Raw genomic sequence first — 17,978 nt, 5'->3', positions numbered from 1 at the left:
AGAGCCAGGACAGCGGGTCCGCGGCTGGTGGCAGACGCGATCGGCGAAACCGCTGCCCGAAGCAGCCGCAGGCGGCCGACGCGTCGGGGTTCTGGCTGTCGCCATGGTCCGGCGACATGGTCCGGCGCCATGGGACAGCCGCCGGCGACCTCAGCCCTGCTGGCGTTTCTCCAGAGCCCGGATCGCTTTTGCAAGATCTGGCAGCTTGCTGAATGCCGCTGAGCAGCGCAACCACAGGCGATTGGGGATCGCCGGGTAGCCGCTCACCACCTCACCGGGGGCCACCTCGCCGTGGATGCCCGACTTGGAGCTGGCAATGGAGCGGTCCCCCATCACCGCCTTGTTGGCCAGCCCCACCTGGCCAGCCAGGATCACGCCGTTGCCGAGGCGGGCCCCGCCGGCGATGCCCACCTGGGCCGCCAGGGCGCAGCCCCTCCCGGTGGTCACACCGTGGCCGATGTGGACCAGGTTGTCGATCTTGGTGCCGGCACCGATGCGCGTCTCCCCCACCGAAGGCCGGTCGATGGTGCTGCCGCAGCCCACCTCGACACCGTCCTCCAGCACCACGCGGCCGGTCTGGGGCATCTTGCGCCAGCCGCTGGCGGTGGGCACGAAACCGAAGCCTTCACTGCCGATGACGGCATTCGAGTGCACCACACATCCCCGGCCCAGGCGGCTGCCGGGATGCAGCACGGCGCCGGCATGAATCTCGCAGTCCGGGCCGATCGCGACGTCGGCGTAGATGACCACACCGGGATGGAGCACGCAGCCGCCGGCAATGGAGCTGCCGGTCGCCACCACCACATGGGCCCCCAGATGCACATCCGGAGCCACATCGGCTCCGGCGTCCACCACGGCAGTGGCATGGACGCCCGGCTGGGGCCGGGGCCGCGGATAGAGCTGATCGAGAGCCTCGGCGAAGCCCAGACGCGGATCCGCCAGAGCCACCCAGGCCAGCCCCCGGGCACTGGCCTGCTCCTGCAGGGCCTCAGCCTCCTCACCGCGGGCGGGCAGCAGCAGGGCGCTGGCCCCGGTGGCTGCGAGGCTGGCTGCCAGGGCGCTGCCGGCCTCCAGAAAGCTCAGCTGGCCGCCGGAGGCCCGCTCGATCGACTCGGCGCCACCGACTTCCGGATCGTGGGCCAGCTGGCGCGGGGTGGCTTCACTCACCTCGCTGAGCTGGGTGAGCAGTTCGCTGAAACGCATGGCCGGGCCCCGATCGGCCGGATGGTAGGCGGGGCTCAGGCCCCGGGCAGCAGCACCAGCTGGTCGCGATGCACGACGGCATCGCGCACGGCTCCCAGGCGGCGGCGACGCTCCTCGCTCTCCAGGGCCAGAAGCCCATGGAGCTCATCGCTGCTCAGGCTGGACAGGCCACGGCCCAGCTCGCGGCCCTCAGGGGAGAGGATCCGCACCGGCTCACCACGGCTGAACGCCCCCTCAACCGCCTGGATGCCCACCGCAAGCAACGAAGCACCCCGCTGCAGCAGCGCCGCTTCAGCCCCGGCATCGATGCGCAGGCCTCCCTTGGGCAGCAGGGCATGGGCAAGCCAGCGCTTGCGATCCGGCAGGGGGCTGGCACTGGGCTGAAACAGCGTGCCCACCCGCTCGCCGGCGAACAGCGCCTCAAGCACGGCCGGATCGCGACCATCGGCCAGGCGCACGCGGATGCCGCTGGAGGTGGCGATGCGGGCGGCCCGCAGCTTGGTGGTCATGCCGCCGGTGCCCCAGCGGCCGCCACCGCTGGCAACGCTGCTGAGCCGCTCGAGTTCGGCCAGATCGCGCACCTCGGGGATGGCACGGGCCTCGGCGTCGGTGCGGGGATCGCCGGAATAGAGGCTGTCGACGTCCGTGAGGAGGATCAGCTCCTCGGCGCCGACAGCCACCGCCACGAGGGCCGAAAGGGTGTCGTTGTCGCCGAAGCGCAGCTCATCGGTCGCCAGGGTGTCGTTCTCATTGACCACGGGCACCACACCCCAGGCCAGCAATTGCTCCAGGGTGCGGCAGGCGCGCTGGTAACGGCGACGGGAGGCCAGATCACCGCGCGTGAGCAGCACCTGAGCCACGGCGAGGCCACGCACAGCGAAGGCGTCCTGATAGAGAGCCATCAGCCGGCCCTGACCGACGGCGGCGGCGGCCTGCAGAGCCTCCAGCTCAGTGGGGCGCCGCTCCAGGCCGAGCACCTCACAGCCCAGGCCGACGGCGCCGCTGGTGACCAGCACCATGCGCTCACCCCGACGCTGCTGGCGGTTGAGACTGGCGGCCAGGTCGGCGATCACCGCCGCCGTGGGCCGCTCCGGAGAGCCCCGCAGCAGGCTGGTACCCACCTTGATGACGCGCCGCGTCCCGGCTGGGGCGGCGGCCATCAGCGGCTGGCCTCCGGCTCGGGACGGCCTGCGGCGGCGGAACCACCACCGATCAGGCCGGCCAGGCGCAGTTCGAGCATCTGCCAGCGATCGTGGCGACAGGGCTGGCCGAGCGGATCGATCGGCCGCACCAGCACCGTGAACAGCCCGAGGCGGTTGCCCACGAGCACGTCGGTGAAGATGCGATCGCCCACCAGGGCCACATGGGCCGGGGCAATCGAGAGCTCATCGAGCACGCGGCGCAGGGCCGAGCGCCGCGGCTTGCCGGCGGAGGTGGTGAACGGCACCCCCAGGGTTTCGGCCACCGCACCGATGCGGCGGCGCGACGGATTGTTGCTGAGCAGATGGATCGGCATCCGGGCGGCGGCATGGCGCAGCCACTGCTCAGCAGCCGGAGGCACCTCCGCCTGCCGACGGGGCAGGATCGTGCGGTCCACGTCCAGCACCAGGGCCCGGATGCCCAGCTGCTCGAGCGGATCGAGCGGCAGCTGGGCCAGGGTGGTGGGCACCAGCCAGTCGGGAGTCAGCAGTCGGCGGAAGTGGGGAGCGGCGGCCATCAGTCCCCCAGTTCGCCCAGCTCACGGCGCTCCAGTTCCGCCTCCAGCAGGGGCTGCACCTGGGCAAAATCCTCCCCCTCGACGAGTCGGGCCTGCTTGCCGTCGAGGACCGCTACCACGAAGAACGGATCCAGAGGCACGAACAGGTCGTACTGCTCCTCACCCACATAGAAGGGCCGGTCGAGCAGCGATTCGAAGAGGTCGCCCGCTTCTTCATCATCCAGTGCCTCACCCTCCTCGATCTCGTCCTCCTCCTCGTCCTCCTCCTCGAGGCCCGGGTCCTCGAAGTCGCCGGTGACGGTGAGGGTGGCAGCGGAGCGCACCAGCGACAGGTTGTGTTCCTGCAGCAGCGACTCCGCCACCGCGAGGATCGGTTCACGCTCGCTCCAGTCGACGATCTCCTCAGGCTCCTCCGCTTCACTCTGCGGCAGGCGCACCAGGCTCACCGGGGTGTCAACCGGAGTGAGCAGCGCATAATCACGGCCCTGAAGCGGGATGAGCTGCTCGAGAAAACAGAGCAGCTGGCGACCCTGGCTGTCCTGCACCACCAGGGTGGGCATATCAGCAGGTGCCGAAGCGTCCTGGGGTGCGGCGGTCATGCAGGCGGATGGCGGATGTCTTCAGGATGAACCAGAGCCCGCCCCCGGGCCGGCGGGGATGGTCGCCGGGGCGACCGGTTCGGCGACGACGACGGCCCCCCCGCACAGCTCCCGGTCCACAGGAGCATCCCGCAACCACCGGGCCTCAGGCCCATCCCGCAACCATTGCTCGAGGAGCAGGGCGGCGGCGGCGCTGTCGAGACGACCGCTGCGATCACCGTGCAGGCCGAAGCGCTCTGCGGCCGCCCAGCTGCTGCTGTGCTCGTTCACCCAGGCGACCGGCAGGGGATGGCCCCCCGCCGCCAGGGCCGCCGCCAGCCTCAGGCCATAACGGCGGCAATGGCGGGCCTGAACGGTGGGCTGGCCCGCGTCATCGAGGGGCAGGCCGAACACCAGAACCTGCACCCGTCGCAGTCGCAGCAGCGGCAGCAGTCGCTCGCGATCGCCTTCAGGGGTGGTGCGCTGCAGCGCGGGAAGGGGGGTGACGCTCAGGCCAAGAGGATCACAGCCGGCCAGACCGATGCGGCGACGGCCGATGTCGAGGGCAAGGGCCGAGCAGGGAGGAGGTGCAGCCACTCAGCGAAGGGAGAGGCCACCCACCGGCGTGGGCAGCGGCCGGCGACGGGGCTGAAACTGTTCCAGAACGGCCCCAAGGCGGGCCACGCCGAGGCGGGCCGGGGAGGCGCCCTGACGGCGCCAGACACTGCGTGCCATTAGCACCATCTCCTGCTGGGGTTCGGCGCCGAGGGCGCGCAACCATTGATGACGGGGGCGATCACCCACCTCGGCGGTGAGCCACAGGGTGTTGCCGCTGCCGGCGAAGGTGTGGAGCAGACGCTCGCAGGGAGCTCCCAGCAGGTGTTGCCAGAGCGGATGAACGCTCAGCTCAACCCGCAGGCCGCCGTCGGGACGGTCGGAGAGCCAGCGCACGGCGGCGACCGCTTCGTTGCGGGAGGCATCGACGAGCATCCAACCGCGGTTGCCACTCTGATCGAGGAGATCCTCGACACTGCGATCGAGCAGCTGGCGCAGCTGGGCCGGGCAGGTGGCCTGCTCCAGGTGCCAGAGCAGCGCGGCGGTGCCGCGATGCAATCGCTGCAGCTGCAGACCGGCTGGCCAAGGGGGTGGCGCGTCCGCCTCCGCGGGGCGCCAGCGCCAGAGCTGGTCGGTGCGCTGGGGCTGGAAACCCTGCTCCCGCAGAAGGGCGAGCCGGTCGCGATCAAGACTCGACGCCGTGGCGAACCAGCTCGCGGCGCTGCGCGCCCGGTGGATGGCCTCGCGCAGAAGGGCGGTGGAGACCTCCCGGCGACCGGGGGAGGCCGGAGTGGAGGAGCGGATCGGCAGGCGGAGGTGTTCCACCTGCCAGCTGCTGCCGCTGCGATTGAGGCGGCGGCAGACGATCAGGCCAAGAATCCGCTGCTGTCCTTCCGGCAACACCTGCAGGGCCACCAGAGCCTGGGAGGTGAGCGGCTGGCGACGGCGCAGGGCCGTCAGCAGCCTGTCCGGAACGGCCAGAAGCAGGGAGCGCTGCAGCAACGGCTGAAGCGGCAGGAAGGCGCGATCGTCAAGAAGAGGGAGATGCCAGCCCTGCAGAGGCTCCACCCGATAGGCAGGGGAGCAGAGCGGGGCTGAGCTGGACGGCTGGACGGCAGCATGGCCGGGCTCCAGCGCATCGCGACAGGGACCATCCTGAATGGACGGATCCTGCACGGGGAGGATCAGGCTGGAAGGCACGGACTGAGCACAGGACTGCCAGCAGTGATTCTAGAGCTGCATCAAGGCTGGACTCAGGTCGGGCGCACCAGCACCAGCGGTGTGCGCTCATTGGCGTTGCCGGCCGGGTTGGGACGCAACGCCCGCTGCAGCAGCTCCTGATCACAGTCGCGGCTGGCGGCCAGCACTTTGACGCGGCCCAGGTCGTTGACATCGACCACGGCCACGCCGACGCCCAGGGCGACGGCCATCTCGCGGCAGAAGGCATCCGGATCGGCGGGGCCGAGCACCAGCGTCTGGTCGTAGGGCGGGGTGGTGCCGGTGATGTCATCGATCAGACGGGCCTGTTCGCCGGCAAGGCGATAGAACCCGCCGCGGATGCCCACGAGCTTCAGGGCGCTGCCGACGACCCACGCACACAGCACCCGGGCCGGTCCGACGATGTCGATCAGGGTCTGAAGACCGCAGGCGCTGGCCAGGCTGCTGGTGGGATGGAAGACACGGCAGAGCTGACGCGCCAGCATCGAGGGCTCCACCGTGGCGGGATGGTGATAGCGGCCCTGCATCACGGCCAGAGGGGTTTCGCCGATGGTGAGCACATCCCCGGGCTGCAGCAGGTCGGCGCAGTACTGACGCAGAACCTCCAGGGGATCGTCGAGCACCCCCAGCAGATGGGTGCGCACCGGCAGAACGCGGCAGCCCTCACCCTCGCGCCAGGGAGCTGTCAGAGCCGCAGCGGGATCCGGCTTCTGGACAGGGACCAGAATGCCGTCGCGGCGGGTGAGACGACCGAAGGGGCCGTAGTTGACCCACTGCAGGTCGATCCAGACGGTGTCGATCAGGCTTTCCAGATCGCTGCCGGCGGGTCCGGCCAGGCGGATCTGGATCTGGGCCGCGGTGCTCTTGCGCCCCTTGACGATGTAAGCCGCCCAGTAGTGATCGGGACGGGCCTCCTCATCGGGGTGCAGGGAGGTGATGCGCACCTCGGAGCGCACCTCCGTCAGATCAGCCCTCCCCAGCAGCACAGGCTCGACCCGCACTTCCGGCACGAACACCTCCATGCGCGGATGCGGATTGCGGATGGTCACGGTACCGGTGATCTCCAGGCCCATGGCCTTGCGCTTCACCTGGAGCGGGCCGGCACTGAGCTGGAGCGGCGAGGCGGGCCTGAGACGATGGCGCAGCTCCAGCCACAGCAGGCAGAGTCCCGCCAGCAGCAACAGGACAGGAAGGAGCGAAAGCAGGAAAGGCAAGTCCGGAAACCTACGGCGCGCGAACGGGCGGAGCGTAGAGGCTGCAGCGGCCCTAGGTTCCAGGTCACGGCACCGGCACGGCGACTGGCATGCGCAAGACCTTCGTTCTCGACACCAACGTCCTGCTGCATGACCCCGCCGCCCTGACCCGCTTCCAGGACAACCATGTCGTCGTGCCGATCGAGGTGGTGGAGGAGATCGACCGGTTCAAGCGCGATCCCTCCGAAAAGGGTCGCAATGCCCGTCAGATTTCACGCCTTCTGGATGATCTGCGCCGCAAGGGCAATCTCGCCGAGGGCGTGACGATCGACGAGGCCACCGGCGGAACCCTGAAGGTGGTGTTCTGCCGGGCCGAAACCCTCGCCCAGCTGCCGCCGGAACTCCGCAGCGGCAACGGTGACAACAACATCCTGGCTGTGGCCCTGGAACAGCGGCTGCAGGAGGTGATGGGCAGCCGCACGCCGGTGGTGCTCGTCACCAAGGACACCAACCTGCGCATCAAGGCCGATGCGGTGGGTCTGACGGCCCAGGACTACACCAGCGACAAGGTCGCCATCGACGACCTTTACCCCGGCTTCTGCGAGCTGTGGGTGCCGGCGGAGCTGATGGACCGGGTCAAGGCGGCCAGCGGTCTGCCGCTCAGCGATTTGCCGCCGCTGCCCGCCGATGTGGGCGTGATCGGCATGGGGGCAGGGGAGGCCGCGGCGCCGGCACTGGTGGCCAATGAAGGGGTGACCCTGGTCGACCAGGTCCAGCCGAACCACACGCTGCTGGCCCGCTTCGACGCACGCAGCCAGTCGCTGCATCCGCTGCAGCGGGTGAACAAGGCCAAGCTGGGGCGCATCCAGCCCCGCAACCGCGAGCAGACCTTCGCCCTGGATCTGCTGCTCGATCCGGCCGTGCAGCTGGTGACCCTCATCGGCAAGGCGGGCACCGGCAAGACCCTGCTGGCCCTGGCTGCGGGCCTCAATCAGGTGGCCGACGAACGCCTCTACGACCGGTTGCTGGTCACCCGGCCGGTGATTCCTCTGGGCAAGGACATCGGCTTTCTGCCGGGGGACCTGGAGGAGAAGATGGGGCCCTGGATGCAGCCGATCATCGACAACCTCGATTTCCTGCTCGGAGGCAGCGAAGGACCGCTGAACACCCGCAGCTCCCAACGGGGCACCCGCAACAACTGGGAGGATCTCAAGGCGATGGGACTTCTGGAAGTCGAGGCGATCAGCTACATCCGCGGCCGCTCGATCCCTCGTCAGTACATGGTGGTGGATGAAGCGCAGAACCTCACCCCCCATGAGGTCAAGACGATCGTCACCCGTGTAGGACAGGGCACCAAGATCGTGCTCACCGGTGATCCCTATCAGATCGACAATCCTTATGTCGATGCCGAAAGCAATGGCCTCACCTGGCTGGTGGAGCGCTTCAAGGGGCAGATGCTCGCCGGCCATGTCACCCTGACCCGCGGTGAGCGCTCGGAGCTGGCGGAACTGGCCGCCAATCTGCTCTGAGTCGCTCCGTTCCCTGGACCGGCTTCGTGAGCACCGGAACCTGCAAGCCATCACCGCGAAGGCCTGTGCCGATGCACGCGTTTCCGTCCGGCGCCTTCAGGACATCGCACCCCCCTCCCCCGCGGGATCCGAGCGCGTCGCCGGGCAAACGGGGACCCTTCACGCGCCGATCCCCGGAAGCACCAGCCGAGCCCGTTACGCTTCGGGCCGAGTGACCAGAAACCGCAGGATCCCACTGGGACCGGCTTTCCAGCCTCACCGGAACAAGCCGCGCTTGAGCCGCTGATTCCCACCGGCTTCCCGACCGAAAGGGCATCCCCCCGGATGTGAAGCCGCTTCTCAGAGTCCCTGGCATGCCTCCGCTGCGGCGCTCTCCCGGCCTGACCCCACCATGAGCCCGACCCCCCTTCCGCCACCGCGGCTCGCCTTGACGCGCCTCTCATCGAAAGCCGGTCGCGCGGTGGCTCTGGCGGCTCTGCTGTTCGCCGTTACCGGGCTGTCGATCCAGCTATGGCGGCTGCTGTCGCTGACGGCCTCCTACGACCAGGGCATCTTCACCCAGGTCCTCTGGAACACGCTGCGCGGCCATCCCTTTGAGAGCACACTCTCCTCGCAGCTGTCGACCAACGTCATTCATGCCGGCCAGCCCCCGGCCCTGGGGTATCAGCGGCTCGGGCAGCACTTCACACCGCTGCTGCTGCTCTGGGCACCGCTGGTCGGAACGCTGGGTTCAGGCGCCCTGGGGGTGATCCAGGTGCTGCTGGTCACCGCCGCAGGGCTGACGCTGCACCGGCTCGCCCGCCACTGGCTGCCGGCGGGCCCGGCCGCTCTGATCAGCATCAGTTTCTTCGCCGCCAACGCGGTGATCGGTCCCGCCTGGGGGAATTTCACCGACCTCTGCCAGCTGCCGTTGCTGGTGTTCCTGCTGCTGCTGGGCCTGGAGACCCGCCGAACCGCCGTGATCGCGGTGGCGGCGCTGCTGATCCCCCTGGTGCGCGAGGACACCGGCGTGGTGCTGATGGGCGTGAGCCTGTGGCTGCTGGTACGTCAACGGCAGCGATGGCCGCTGGCCCTGCTGCTGCTGTTGTGGGGAGGGGCCTCAGTGCTGCTGGCGATGAATGTGTGGATGCCGCAGTTCAGCGATGACAATGCACGACGCTTCATGGTCGAGAACTTCGGGCACTACATCGAAGGCCAGGAGGAGGCGTCCAGCCTGGAGGTGCTGCGATCGGCACTCGGCCAGCCGCCTGTCCTGCTGCGCGAGCTGGTGAATCCCCCCGATCAGACCCTGCGTTATCTGATCGGTCTGACCCTGCCGCTGATGTTGGTTCCGCTGGTGTCGATCGACGCCTGGCTGCTGATCTCCCTGCCGATGCTGGGCCTGCTCCTTGCCCGTGGCAGCAACAACCCACTGTCGATCAACATCCGCTACACCTATCTGGTGGTGCCTGGGCTTTACGCCGGCGCCGCACTCTGGTGGCAGCGGCATCTGGGGTTGTTCCAGTCGCGGCGGCTGCGTCGGGTGTGGATGGGCTGCATGGCCCTCTCACTGATCTTCACGCTCACGAGCAATCCAAACCGGTCGATCTCCTGGCTGGTGCCCGACAGCGTCAGCCCCTGGGTGCATGTCGGGCTGCAGGAAAGCTGGCAGCGGGCCCGACAGTCCCGCCTGCTGCTGCAAGTGATCCCACCAGGGGTTCCGGTTGCAGCCAGCACCCATCTGGTGCCGCCTCTGGCACGCCGCGAGGTGCTGGTGCGCTTCCCCCAGTCGATCACCTATCTCGACCGCGGGGGCCGTGAGCAGCCGGTGGACTGGGTCGCCGTGGATCTGGAGCGTCTGCGGCGCTACGCACCGGCCTTCGAGGAGGACCGCGATGTGCTGCAGCTCTGCCGCGAACGCCTGCAGGCCATGGGAACCGACTTCGGCATCCAGGCCCTGCGGGATGGTGTGGTGATCCTGGAGCGCGGCGCCGCCGACGTGGAGGGCAGCCGCGACGGCCTGGAGCAGCTCCTCAGAGCATCCGATCAGGGCTGACGCAGCGATCGAACTCCTCAGCGCTGATCTCGCCGAGCATCAGGGCCGCTTCCCGCAGGCTGAGGCGGTGCTGATGGGCGTGCTTGGCGATGGTGCAGGCACGGTCGTAACCGATCACGGGCGTCAGGGCGGTGACGAGCATCAGGCTCTGATCCAGCAGCGCCTGGATGCGGCCGGTGTCGGCCTGCAGGCCTTCAAGGCAGTGCAGGCGAAGGCCGTCGCAGGCCCCGGCGAGCAGCGCGATGCTCTCCAGAAGATTGTGGGCAATCAGGGGTTTGAAGACATTGAGCTCGAAATTGCCCTGGCTGGCGGCCATCTGCACGGCGGTGTTGTTGCCCATCACCTGCAGCGCCACCATCGTGGCGGCCTCGCACTGGGTGGGATTGACCTTGCCCGGCATGATCGACGACCCCGGTTCGTTCTCCGGCAGCACCAGCTCGCCCAGGCCGCAGCGGGGACCGCTGCCCAGCCAGCGGATGTCGTTGGCGATCTTGAGCAGCGAGCCCGCCAGCACCGTGAGGGAACCGTGGACGGCGGCAAGCGGCTCATGGCCGGCCAGGGCCTGGAATTTGTTGGAAGCACTGGTGAACGGCAGGCCGAGGCGCTCGCTCAGCCTCTCCGCCACCGCTTCGCCGAAACCCGGCGGGGCGTTGAGGCCCGTGCCCACGGCGGTGCCACCGATCGCCAGCTGGAGCACCGCCGGCAGACCGGGCACCAGGGCCCCCAGTCCCAGCTCCAGCTGGGCGACATAGCCGCTGAACTCCTGGCCGAGGGTGAGCGGCACCGCATCCTGCAGATGGGTGCGCCCGATCTTGATGATCGCCGCGAAGTCCTCGCTGAGGCGCCGCAGGGTGGCGATCAGGGAACGAATCGCGGGCAGAAGCAGCATGTCCAGCTCCAGGGCCACCGCGATGTGCATCGCGGTGGGGAAGGTGTCGTTGCTGGACTGACTGAGATTGACGTGATCGTTGGGATGAACCGGGCTCTTGCTGCCCGGCACGCCACCGGCGAGCTCGATCGCCCGGTTGGCGATCACCTCGTTGACATTCATGTTCGTCTGGGTACCCGAGCCCGTCTGCCAGACGCGCAGGGGAAATTCAGCATCCAGTGCGCCGGACGCCACCTCCTCGGCCGCCGTGATGATGAAGCCGGCACGCTCGGATTCGAGACGGCCCATGGCGACGTTCACCTCAGCGCAGGCGGCCTTGAGCTGGCCGTAGGCGCGCACGATCGCCAGGGGCATCGCCTGGCCGTAGGGGAAGTAGTGAAGAGAGCGCTGCGTCTGGGCCCCCCAGTAGTGATCGGCGGGAACGGCGATCTCTCCCATCCCGTCGCTTTCGATCCGCTCAGCCGGCGCGCTCATGGACGAACTGGAACAACTTCGGCATTGAGCTCGTTGAAGCTCTCCGTGGTGAGGGCGTTGGCTCCATCAGGCAGGGGAATGCCCGTCGCCCGACTCACGGCGTCGTTGATCGCATCCGAGCTGACAGCCCCGCTGGCATCGAACGCCACCTTGCCCGCCCGATCGAACACCACGACCTGGGGGATGGTGCCCGTCCAGTAGCTGGCGGGATCATCCGGTCCCTCGGCCTTGCGGTCCTGGAGGGGGTCGGTGACAAGAGGGATCAGCTCAATGCTGTTGCCCCACTGGCGCTGAAGCTCGGAGACGACCGGCGCGAAGCGCTTGCTGACCGAGCTGTCATCGAGGTAGTAGATGACGACGGCCACCCGACCGTCGGCACGGGCCTCACCGAGGGTGCTCCGCGGCGGCACCAGCGAGCCGTTCCCTGCATACAGGGCGAAGATATTGCCGTCATAGCGATCGTCATCGAGGCCGGCCCAGGCGGGTGAAGCGCCGGGCAGCACGAGCAGAAGCACGAGCAGCACACCGGCCAGCACGCCGGGTCCAGGCCGCCAGCGGGTGTGGAGCGCTGTGGTTGCGGAGGCGGCGCCAGTGACCACGCTGCGGATGCCGGACAGGCAGACGAGGAGGCGGCCCCAGGCCATCAGCGACCAGGACAGCAGGGGAAAACGAAGCGCAAACCACTCATGTCGGGCGCCGACCTGAGGAGCCCAGGGGAGCGCTGCAGCGGATGCCTCGGGTGGCGTTGGGAGCAAGGGGCCTCGCGTGAGCTCGGGGCTCATTGTGCCGCGCGATCCCGGGCGACTCCGCGGCCCATGCCCTGCAGGATGCCACGACCAACCAGCCCGATGGCACGGCCCACCACCTGGGTGAGCAGCACCACCAGCAGATCACCCAGACCGCGAACCAGGGCCTGCAGCTGGGGGGCCACGGCATCCCGGGTCTCGAGGGCCAGGGTGACCAGCTGCTGGAGGGGGCCCAGCTGGCGCAACTCGCGGTCACGCGGTTCGCTGAGATCGACGCAGGCAATCGCACCGGCCTGCAGCTGATAGAGGGGACGGCGGCTCTCATAGATCTGGATCGGCCGGACCACCCAGCTGCTCCAGCGCTGCTGGGCGTTGAGCTGGTTGCGCAGACGTTCGAGGTTGCGGGTGGAGAGCAGATCGGGCCGCAGCAGATAGCGGCGCAACTCGGGCCAGTCGGCGCTGGCAGCCAGCACCTCGGCGCTGATGCGTTCGGCGTTGCGGACGAGCCAGTTGGCCAGCAGCAGCTCGAGATACAGCAGCGCCTGGGGTTCATCGGGAGGCAGCAGGCGGCCTTCCACCAGCAGCGGTGTGGCCTGCACCAGGGCGGTCAGCATCGCCTCGGGATCGGGCAGTTCCGGTTCGGACTCACTGAGATCACTGACGGCGAGCAACTGCTCGGCCACCGGCGTGAGCACGCCGTCGCGGGGCAGCTGCACATAGGTGCCGGCGAGCTGGCGCAGGGCCTCGCGACGCAGATCCGGCTGCAAGGTCCGCCAGGCCTGAAGCAGACGGTCGGCAGGCAGGGCCTGCGCAGCGCCGCCATCCGAGGGAGCCTCGGCCAGAGCATGGCGCAGGCGATCGCGCAGCTGAGCGAACTGCTCGAGCAGGGCAAGCAGCAGATCGCGACGACGCTCGGGGGCCAGGCCTTCGAGGGCCAGCAGCTGGCCGCTGTGATTGTCGGGAGCGTGCGACGCCTGCTGCTCCAGACGCTGGCGCAGTGCCTGCCACAGACCCTCGGCGTTCCGCTGTCGGAGCGTGATCGCCAGGGCTCCGGACGCCATCGACGGGAGACCGGAGCCGCTGGCGGCGGTTGGACCTGGAGAGGCCTCGGCAGTGAGAGGGGGCTCAGGCCAGGCCATCTGCAGCGGGCCCCACAGCCACAGCAGCAGGCGTCGGGCGCAGAGCAGCTCCCGCTGGCGGCCCTGAAGCAGCAGCCGGCTGAACGGCGACGCAGGCGGCGGATCAAGCAGCCGGGCGCAGACGCCCAGTTCGGCATCAATCTGCTGAAGGCCGCTCAGCAGCAGCCAGCCCCCCAGGCCCAGCACCGGGCCGGCCGGGACTTCCGGCCCCGTCGTCGCCGCGGGATCGGCGAGTTCCAGCACACGCCCGCCGGCCAGCAGCACCCGCACCGCCTCGATCAGGCCGCTGGCCTGGGGATCCTCGAGCAGGCCCGCCACACCCAGACGCAGAAGGAAGGAACCCGAATAACCATGGCGACGGGGCAGCAGCAACAGCACCGGGGCCGGCTGCCAGCGCTCCTGAAGCAGGCGCAGCTCGATCTCGAGCGCCTCGGGTTCGGGATGGGCCGCGAGGCTCCAGAGCACGAGCTTCGGCGCTCCATCGAGAGACGCCGGATCGCTGATCACCCTCCAGCCGCTGTCGCCGGCCTCAAGCCAGCTGCGAAGCCCGGCCTGCTGCAACGGCTCGGCGAACAGCAGCAGCGGCACCGTTGGCGGCGGGGGGCGGCGGGCCACGGGGCGCTCACTTCCGTGTTGAAGCCGGATCGTAGGAGCCCTGTCCAGGCTGTCGCCGCTTGATCGAAACCGAGATGCCCTTGGAGGGGGGAACGCAGCCTGAGAGTCAGTGCTGGCTGGGGCGTCCGGAGAGCTGCAGGGTGTAGGACTCGATCGTGTAGCCGGTGTGAGCCTCGATCTGCTGCAGCAGTTCGGGTGGGAGCTGCACATCCAGGTCCTGGATCGCTCCGGTCTCGCTGCAGGTGAGGTGGCTGTGGGGGTCGGCGCGGTAGCCGTAGAGACGACCGCTGGCCCGGTCCAGGCACTCGATCACCCCTGCAGACTGAAGGGCTTCGAGGTTCTGGTAGACCGAGGTGTGGCCGATATGACGCCCCAGGTCATTGAGCTTCTCGAAGATGTCACGGGCGCTCAGATGACTCTTCTCCGTCCAGAGCAGATCGAGCACCATGCGCCGCTGCCGGCTCAGGCGCATGCCCAGATCACGGCAGCGGCGATAGACATCCTCGACACTGCGGGGCAGGGAATGGGCGCTGGCCTCGAGGCGCCCGGAGGCCTCCTCCACCCGGGCGCGGCGATGTGAGGGTGCTGAAGCAGGGAACCTGCCGGAGGCCTTTGCGGGATCGATGGCGAGGACCACGCCTTTACAGGGCGGAATCTATCCGTTATAGAGCAGTTCCTCGGGCAGTGCTGCGGCCCCCACCGTGCGCCGTGACCCGCCGGGATTCGCTCAGAACAGGCGAGAATCCTCCGGCAGCGCGGAGGAGTGCGACTCTTCCTGGCCGGGCCCGACCAGGGAGAGGTGGCGAGAGGTGTCTCAGGCCACGGGAACACCGCCGGGATTCACATCCTGCAGACGCTCCGGCCCGATCGCCTGCAAGGCTTCGCCCAGATCCACCCGGCCGTCGTACAGCGCGCGGCCGACGATCACGCCATTCACCCCCTGGCCTTGAAGGGGCAGCAGGGCCAGGAGATCCTCCAGGCAGCCGATGCCTCCCGAAGCGATCACGGGCAGGGGGGAGGCCGCGGCCATGGCCCGCAGGAAGGCCAGGTTGGGGCCCGCGAGGGTGCCATCGGTGGCGATGTCGGTGCAGATCAGCGCCGCCAGGGGACAGTCGGCGAAGGAAGCCGCAACCGCCGTGGCCTCCAGCGCACTCTCCTCGAGCCAGCCGCGGGTGGCGACCTTGCCATCGCGGGCATCGAGTCCGACCACGATCCGGCCGGGATGGCGCGTCGCCAGCTCGCGCACCAGCTGCGGCTGCTCGACCGCCACCGTGCCCAGGATCACCCGGTCGAGTCCACAGGCCAGCAGTTCGTCCGCCCGTTCCGCCGTACGCACGCCACCGCCGAGCTGCACCGGGATCTCCAGTGCGGCGGTGATCGCCTTGACGACCCCGTCATTGACGGGTTGACCGCTGCGGGCGCCATCGAGATCCACCAGGTGCAGCCGACGCGCCCCCTGCTCCTGCCAACTGAGCGCCTGGGCGATCGGATCCTCACCGAAGCGGGTCACCTGTCCGTAATCCCCCTGATGCAGGCGCACGCACTGGCCATCGAGCAGGTCGATCGCGGGGATGACATCCATGGTGGAGGGGAGGATGGGACGGAATCTCCCCATCCTCGCCAGCGGGAGGGGAACCCGATCGCGGCGACTCAGTAGCGACGCACAACGGGATTGGCCCCCCAGATGCCACCGAGGAGACTGCGGAAAGCATCCAGGGCATCGATCCGGTGCGCCACCGGCAGAGCGATGTCATCACCGCCGTAGAGCAAGCGGAGCAGCGATCCCGTGGTGGCGGCGTCGAGGGGCTCGTAGCGCAGGGCCATCCGCAGGCTCCGGTCAACCGGATCGCGGCGCACCACCCGGACGGGGAGATGGATAGCCGTGTCATCGAGACTCAGCCAGCCATGATCACCCTCCGGCGGCTGGACATCGGGATTGAGCTGAAAGGCAGCTCCCGTCTCGGAGAGGTCGCAGGTGACGCCACCACCGCTGAAGCCGCCCAGCTCCAGGCGGCCGGAGCGCCGGAGCGGGATGCGATCACCCTGCCGCCTGACGGGCTGATCAATGGCGCAGGTCAGGCAGATGACCATCACCCAGCCGTTGTGCAGGTTCCACAGCAGGGACAGGGTCTCCCCGGTGTAGCCGGGGCTCTGCAGACTCTCGAATCCCGGCAGGAGTGGCAGCGCATAGCGCAGGAACAGAACCGTGATCAGCTCCACCAGGATGAGGAGAAACGGCCAGGCCATGTTGAGGTTGATCGACTGCAGCATCACCGTCGACTCCTGGCCTGCCGGCACTCCTCTGGGGCGATCCTGCAGACGCCGATGGCTGCCGAGCAGCACCCCGAGGCTTGGGACGGCGGTGAGCGCCTCGAGCACCTCGCCCCAGAAGCGCGAGTGGTGGTGGTCCGTGAGCCAGCTCGGGATGATGTGCAGCAGCACCAGCATCGGCGCGCCGAAGATCAGGTAGTCACGGAAGCTCGCGCGGATCAGCGGGAAGCCCATCAGCAGCGCGAACAGAGGCAGGAGCAGAAAGGCGATGCGCAGCAACGGAACCAGCTGGGCCAGGGTGCGGCCCAGCTGATGCAGCAGGGGCCAGGGTGAGAAGGGGTGGCCCTTGGGCAGGGTGCCGCCGGCTCGGATGATCGCCAGCTGATCGCGGCGCTGATCGAGCTGCTGATCCAGGAAGGCCGCGAAACTGTGCGGCGCCTCGCCGATGCTGAGGATCTCGTCGAGATACACGACCCTGTCACCGCGGCGTTGCAGGGAGGCGACGGCCGTGCTCTCGCGCGCAGCGCCGGCGGGATCGGCGAGCATCGCCGCGAGGGTGCAGCGCCGCACGACGGAACTGCCGCCGCAGGCCTGGACGCTGTTGAAGCGATCGAGAACGACCTGGCCGTAGTGGAAAAACAGATCCCGCTCGCCGGGCATCACCTGATCGGCGCCGAGATTGCGGTTGTAGAACTCACTGCGGAAGTGGGTCAGCGGGGTCTGCACCATCACCACCCGCTCATCCCCGAAGAAGCCCAGGGTTCGCTTCAGGAAGGTGGCGAAGGGCATGAAACGGCAGTCGAACAGCGCCACTAGCTCGGCCTCACAATCCGGCAGTGCCGCCGCAAGCAGGGGAGCGAAGGCCTGGCCGTGTCGACACTCCGCAGGAAGCGCCACGTAGCGCATCCCCAGGGAGCGGGCGATCTCCTCCACCTCCGGACGAGCGGCGGTATCGAGCACCGCGACCCGCACGTCGGGATGGTCGACATGCCGGCAGGCGATCAGGGCGCGCCGCACCAGACGCTCCTCCTGGTCTTCCGTCCGCACCCAGAACTCGACGCTGGGAGTGGGATCCAGCGGCTCGCTCTGCAGCTGATCGGCCTGGCGCCGGCGACGCGCCGGATCGAACAGAGGGGCCGGCAGAAGCCACAACCCCTGCTGCAGCAGGTAGGCGGCCTCGATCAACAGCATCAGGGCCCCGGTTGCCAGGGCCAGAGACGTGCCCTGATCGAGGGTGTGAAGGCGCCAGTGCAGATAGCGCAGGCAGACCAGCACCAGCACCAGCAACGCCAGGGCCCCGCTCCAGCTGCGGCGCGGCAGCCGCTGCAGCAGCCACCCGAACAGCAGCGCGACACCGGCCGGCAGCAGCGCGGCGGCGAAGTCAGCTGATGCAGGAGTGGGATCGCCGATCAGCGTTGCGCCCAGATCGGCCAGGGCCCGGGGCGATCCCAGGCGAACGCCGATCGCTGCGACCACCAGCAGAACCAGAACAAGCACTGCCGGCTTCTGCCAGTGAGAAGCGCGATGAGGTGGCCTCGGGGTCGGAGTCCGATTCGCACTGGAGGCAGTCATCAGGGCCCCGCGGTTTGGTTGCAGGGTAGTCACCATCTCGAGAGGCCCCCTTCAGAGGTTCACGGCACCTTCCAGGTTCCGTGGCCCCTGCCGGGGCCAGGCCCCCCCTGCAGGGCCCGGAGAGGCACGGCGGGGAGATGGGGTGCTGCCCGCATCAGGCTTCCCACGCGGTGACAAAGGCAGGCGTCTGCCTCCTGCTGCCCTGGCCACAGCCCTCCTGCCGGCCGGCGGCGAGGGGCGACAG

General features: G+C 68.9%; 15 protein-coding genes. 2 read left to right on the top strand and 13 right to left on the bottom strand.

Annotated elements, in window-relative coordinates:
* Positions 1-150 precede the first annotated feature (150 nt).
* From lpxD to H8F25_RS01060, 7 genes are read right to left on the bottom strand one after another with little or no spacing between them, the layout of a single operon-like run.
* Complete coding sequence (gene lpxD, locus H8F25_RS01090; RefSeq protein WP_197211682.1) at positions 151-1,203, bottom strand: UDP-3-O-(3-hydroxymyristoyl)glucosamine N-acyltransferase; 1,053 nt, start codon at positions 1,201-1,203, stop codon at positions 151-153.
* Positions 1,204-1,238: 35 nt separating this feature from the next.
* Complete coding sequence (gene proB / locus H8F25_RS01085) at positions 1,239-2,363, bottom strand: glutamate 5-kinase (protein ID WP_197211681.1); 1,125 nt, start codon at positions 2,361-2,363, stop codon at positions 1,239-1,241.
* Positions 2,363-2,920: a YqeG family HAD IIIA-type phosphatase gene (locus tag H8F25_RS01080; protein WP_197211680.1), complete on the bottom strand. Its 558-nt coding sequence runs from the start codon at positions 2,918-2,920 to the stop codon at positions 2,363-2,365. Before H8F25_RS01080 ends, proB begins: the two co-directional genes overlap by 1 nt.
* Positions 2,920-3,519, bottom strand: coding sequence for a DUF3727 domain-containing protein (locus tag H8F25_RS01075; RefSeq protein ID WP_197211679.1), 600 nt, complete (start codon positions 3,517-3,519; stop codon positions 2,920-2,922). The genes H8F25_RS01080 and H8F25_RS01075 overlap by 1 nt, the downstream gene beginning before the upstream one ends.
* 21 nt (positions 3,520-3,540) lie before the next feature.
* Complete coding sequence (gene ruvX, locus H8F25_RS01070) at positions 3,541-4,095, bottom strand: Holliday junction resolvase RuvX (protein WP_197211678.1); 555 nt, start codon at positions 4,093-4,095, stop codon at positions 3,541-3,543.
* Complete coding sequence (locus H8F25_RS01065; protein WP_231596975.1) at positions 4,096-5,253, bottom strand: hypothetical protein; 1,158 nt, start codon at positions 5,251-5,253, stop codon at positions 4,096-4,098.
* A 53-nt stretch (positions 5,254-5,306) separates the two neighbouring features.
* Positions 5,307-6,485, bottom strand: coding sequence for a F420-0:Gamma-glutamyl ligase (locus tag H8F25_RS01060; protein ID WP_197211677.1), 1,179 nt, complete (start codon positions 6,483-6,485; stop codon positions 5,307-5,309).
* Positions 6,486-6,574: 89 nt separating this feature from the next.
* Here H8F25_RS01060 and H8F25_RS01055 point away from each other — a divergent pair, with 89 nt between their 5' ends.
* Positions 6,575-7,993 carry a PhoH family protein gene (locus H8F25_RS01055; protein WP_197211676.1) on the top strand — a complete coding sequence of 473 codons (1,419 nt, stop codon included), beginning with the start codon at positions 6,575-6,577 and terminating at the stop codon, positions 7,991-7,993.
* Positions 7,994-8,384: 391 nt separating this feature from the next.
* Positions 8,385-10,028 (top strand): DUF2079 domain-containing protein, encoded by a 1,644-nt coding sequence (locus H8F25_RS01050; RefSeq protein ID WP_197211675.1) that lies wholly within the window; start codon positions 8,385-8,387, stop codon positions 10,026-10,028.
* Here the strand turns inward: H8F25_RS01050 and fumC are convergent.
* From fumC to H8F25_RS01020, 6 genes are all read right to left on the bottom strand, one after another.
* Positions 10,006-11,391 carry a class II fumarate hydratase gene (gene fumC / locus H8F25_RS01045; protein ID WP_197211674.1) on the bottom strand — a complete coding sequence of 462 codons (1,386 nt, stop codon included), beginning with the start codon at positions 11,389-11,391 and terminating at the stop codon, positions 10,006-10,008. The genes H8F25_RS01050 and fumC overlap by 23 nt on opposite strands.
* Positions 11,388-12,035, bottom strand: coding sequence for a thylakoid membrane photosystem I accumulation factor (locus H8F25_RS01040; protein ID WP_197211673.1), 648 nt, complete (start codon positions 12,033-12,035; stop codon positions 11,388-11,390). Before H8F25_RS01040 ends, fumC begins: the two co-directional genes overlap by 4 nt.
* 134 nt (positions 12,036-12,169) lie before the next feature.
* Positions 12,170-13,891 (bottom strand): DUF3685 domain-containing protein, encoded by a 1,722-nt coding sequence (locus tag H8F25_RS01035; protein WP_231596974.1) that lies wholly within the window; start codon positions 13,889-13,891, stop codon positions 12,170-12,172.
* 106 nt (positions 13,892-13,997) lie between these two features.
* Entirely contained in the window at positions 13,998-14,363 is a 366-nt protein-coding gene (locus H8F25_RS01030) for a Fur family transcriptional regulator (RefSeq protein WP_197213301.1), read from the bottom strand.
* Between the two features lie 342 nt (positions 14,364-14,705).
* On the bottom strand, positions 14,706-15,473 hold the full coding sequence (hisA, locus tag H8F25_RS01025; RefSeq protein ID WP_197211671.1) for a 1-(5-phosphoribosyl)-5-[(5-phosphoribosylamino)methylideneamino]imidazole-4-carboxamide isomerase: 768 nt from the start codon (positions 15,471-15,473) through the stop codon (positions 14,706-14,708).
* A gap of 68 nt (positions 15,474-15,541) precedes the next feature.
* Positions 15,542-17,659, bottom strand: coding sequence for a PilZ domain-containing protein (locus H8F25_RS01020; RefSeq protein WP_197211670.1), 2,118 nt, complete (start codon positions 17,657-17,659; stop codon positions 15,542-15,544).
* Between the last annotated feature and the right edge of the window lie 319 nt (positions 17,660-17,978).

The sequence above is a fragment of the Synechococcus sp. CBW1004 genome, from assembly GCF_015840715.1.
Lineage (GTDB): Bacteria > Cyanobacteriota > Cyanobacteriia > PCC-6307 > Cyanobiaceae > Cyanobium.
Note: the sequence above shows the minus strand (reverse complement) of the source record. Positions and strands in the feature narration are given on the sequence as shown.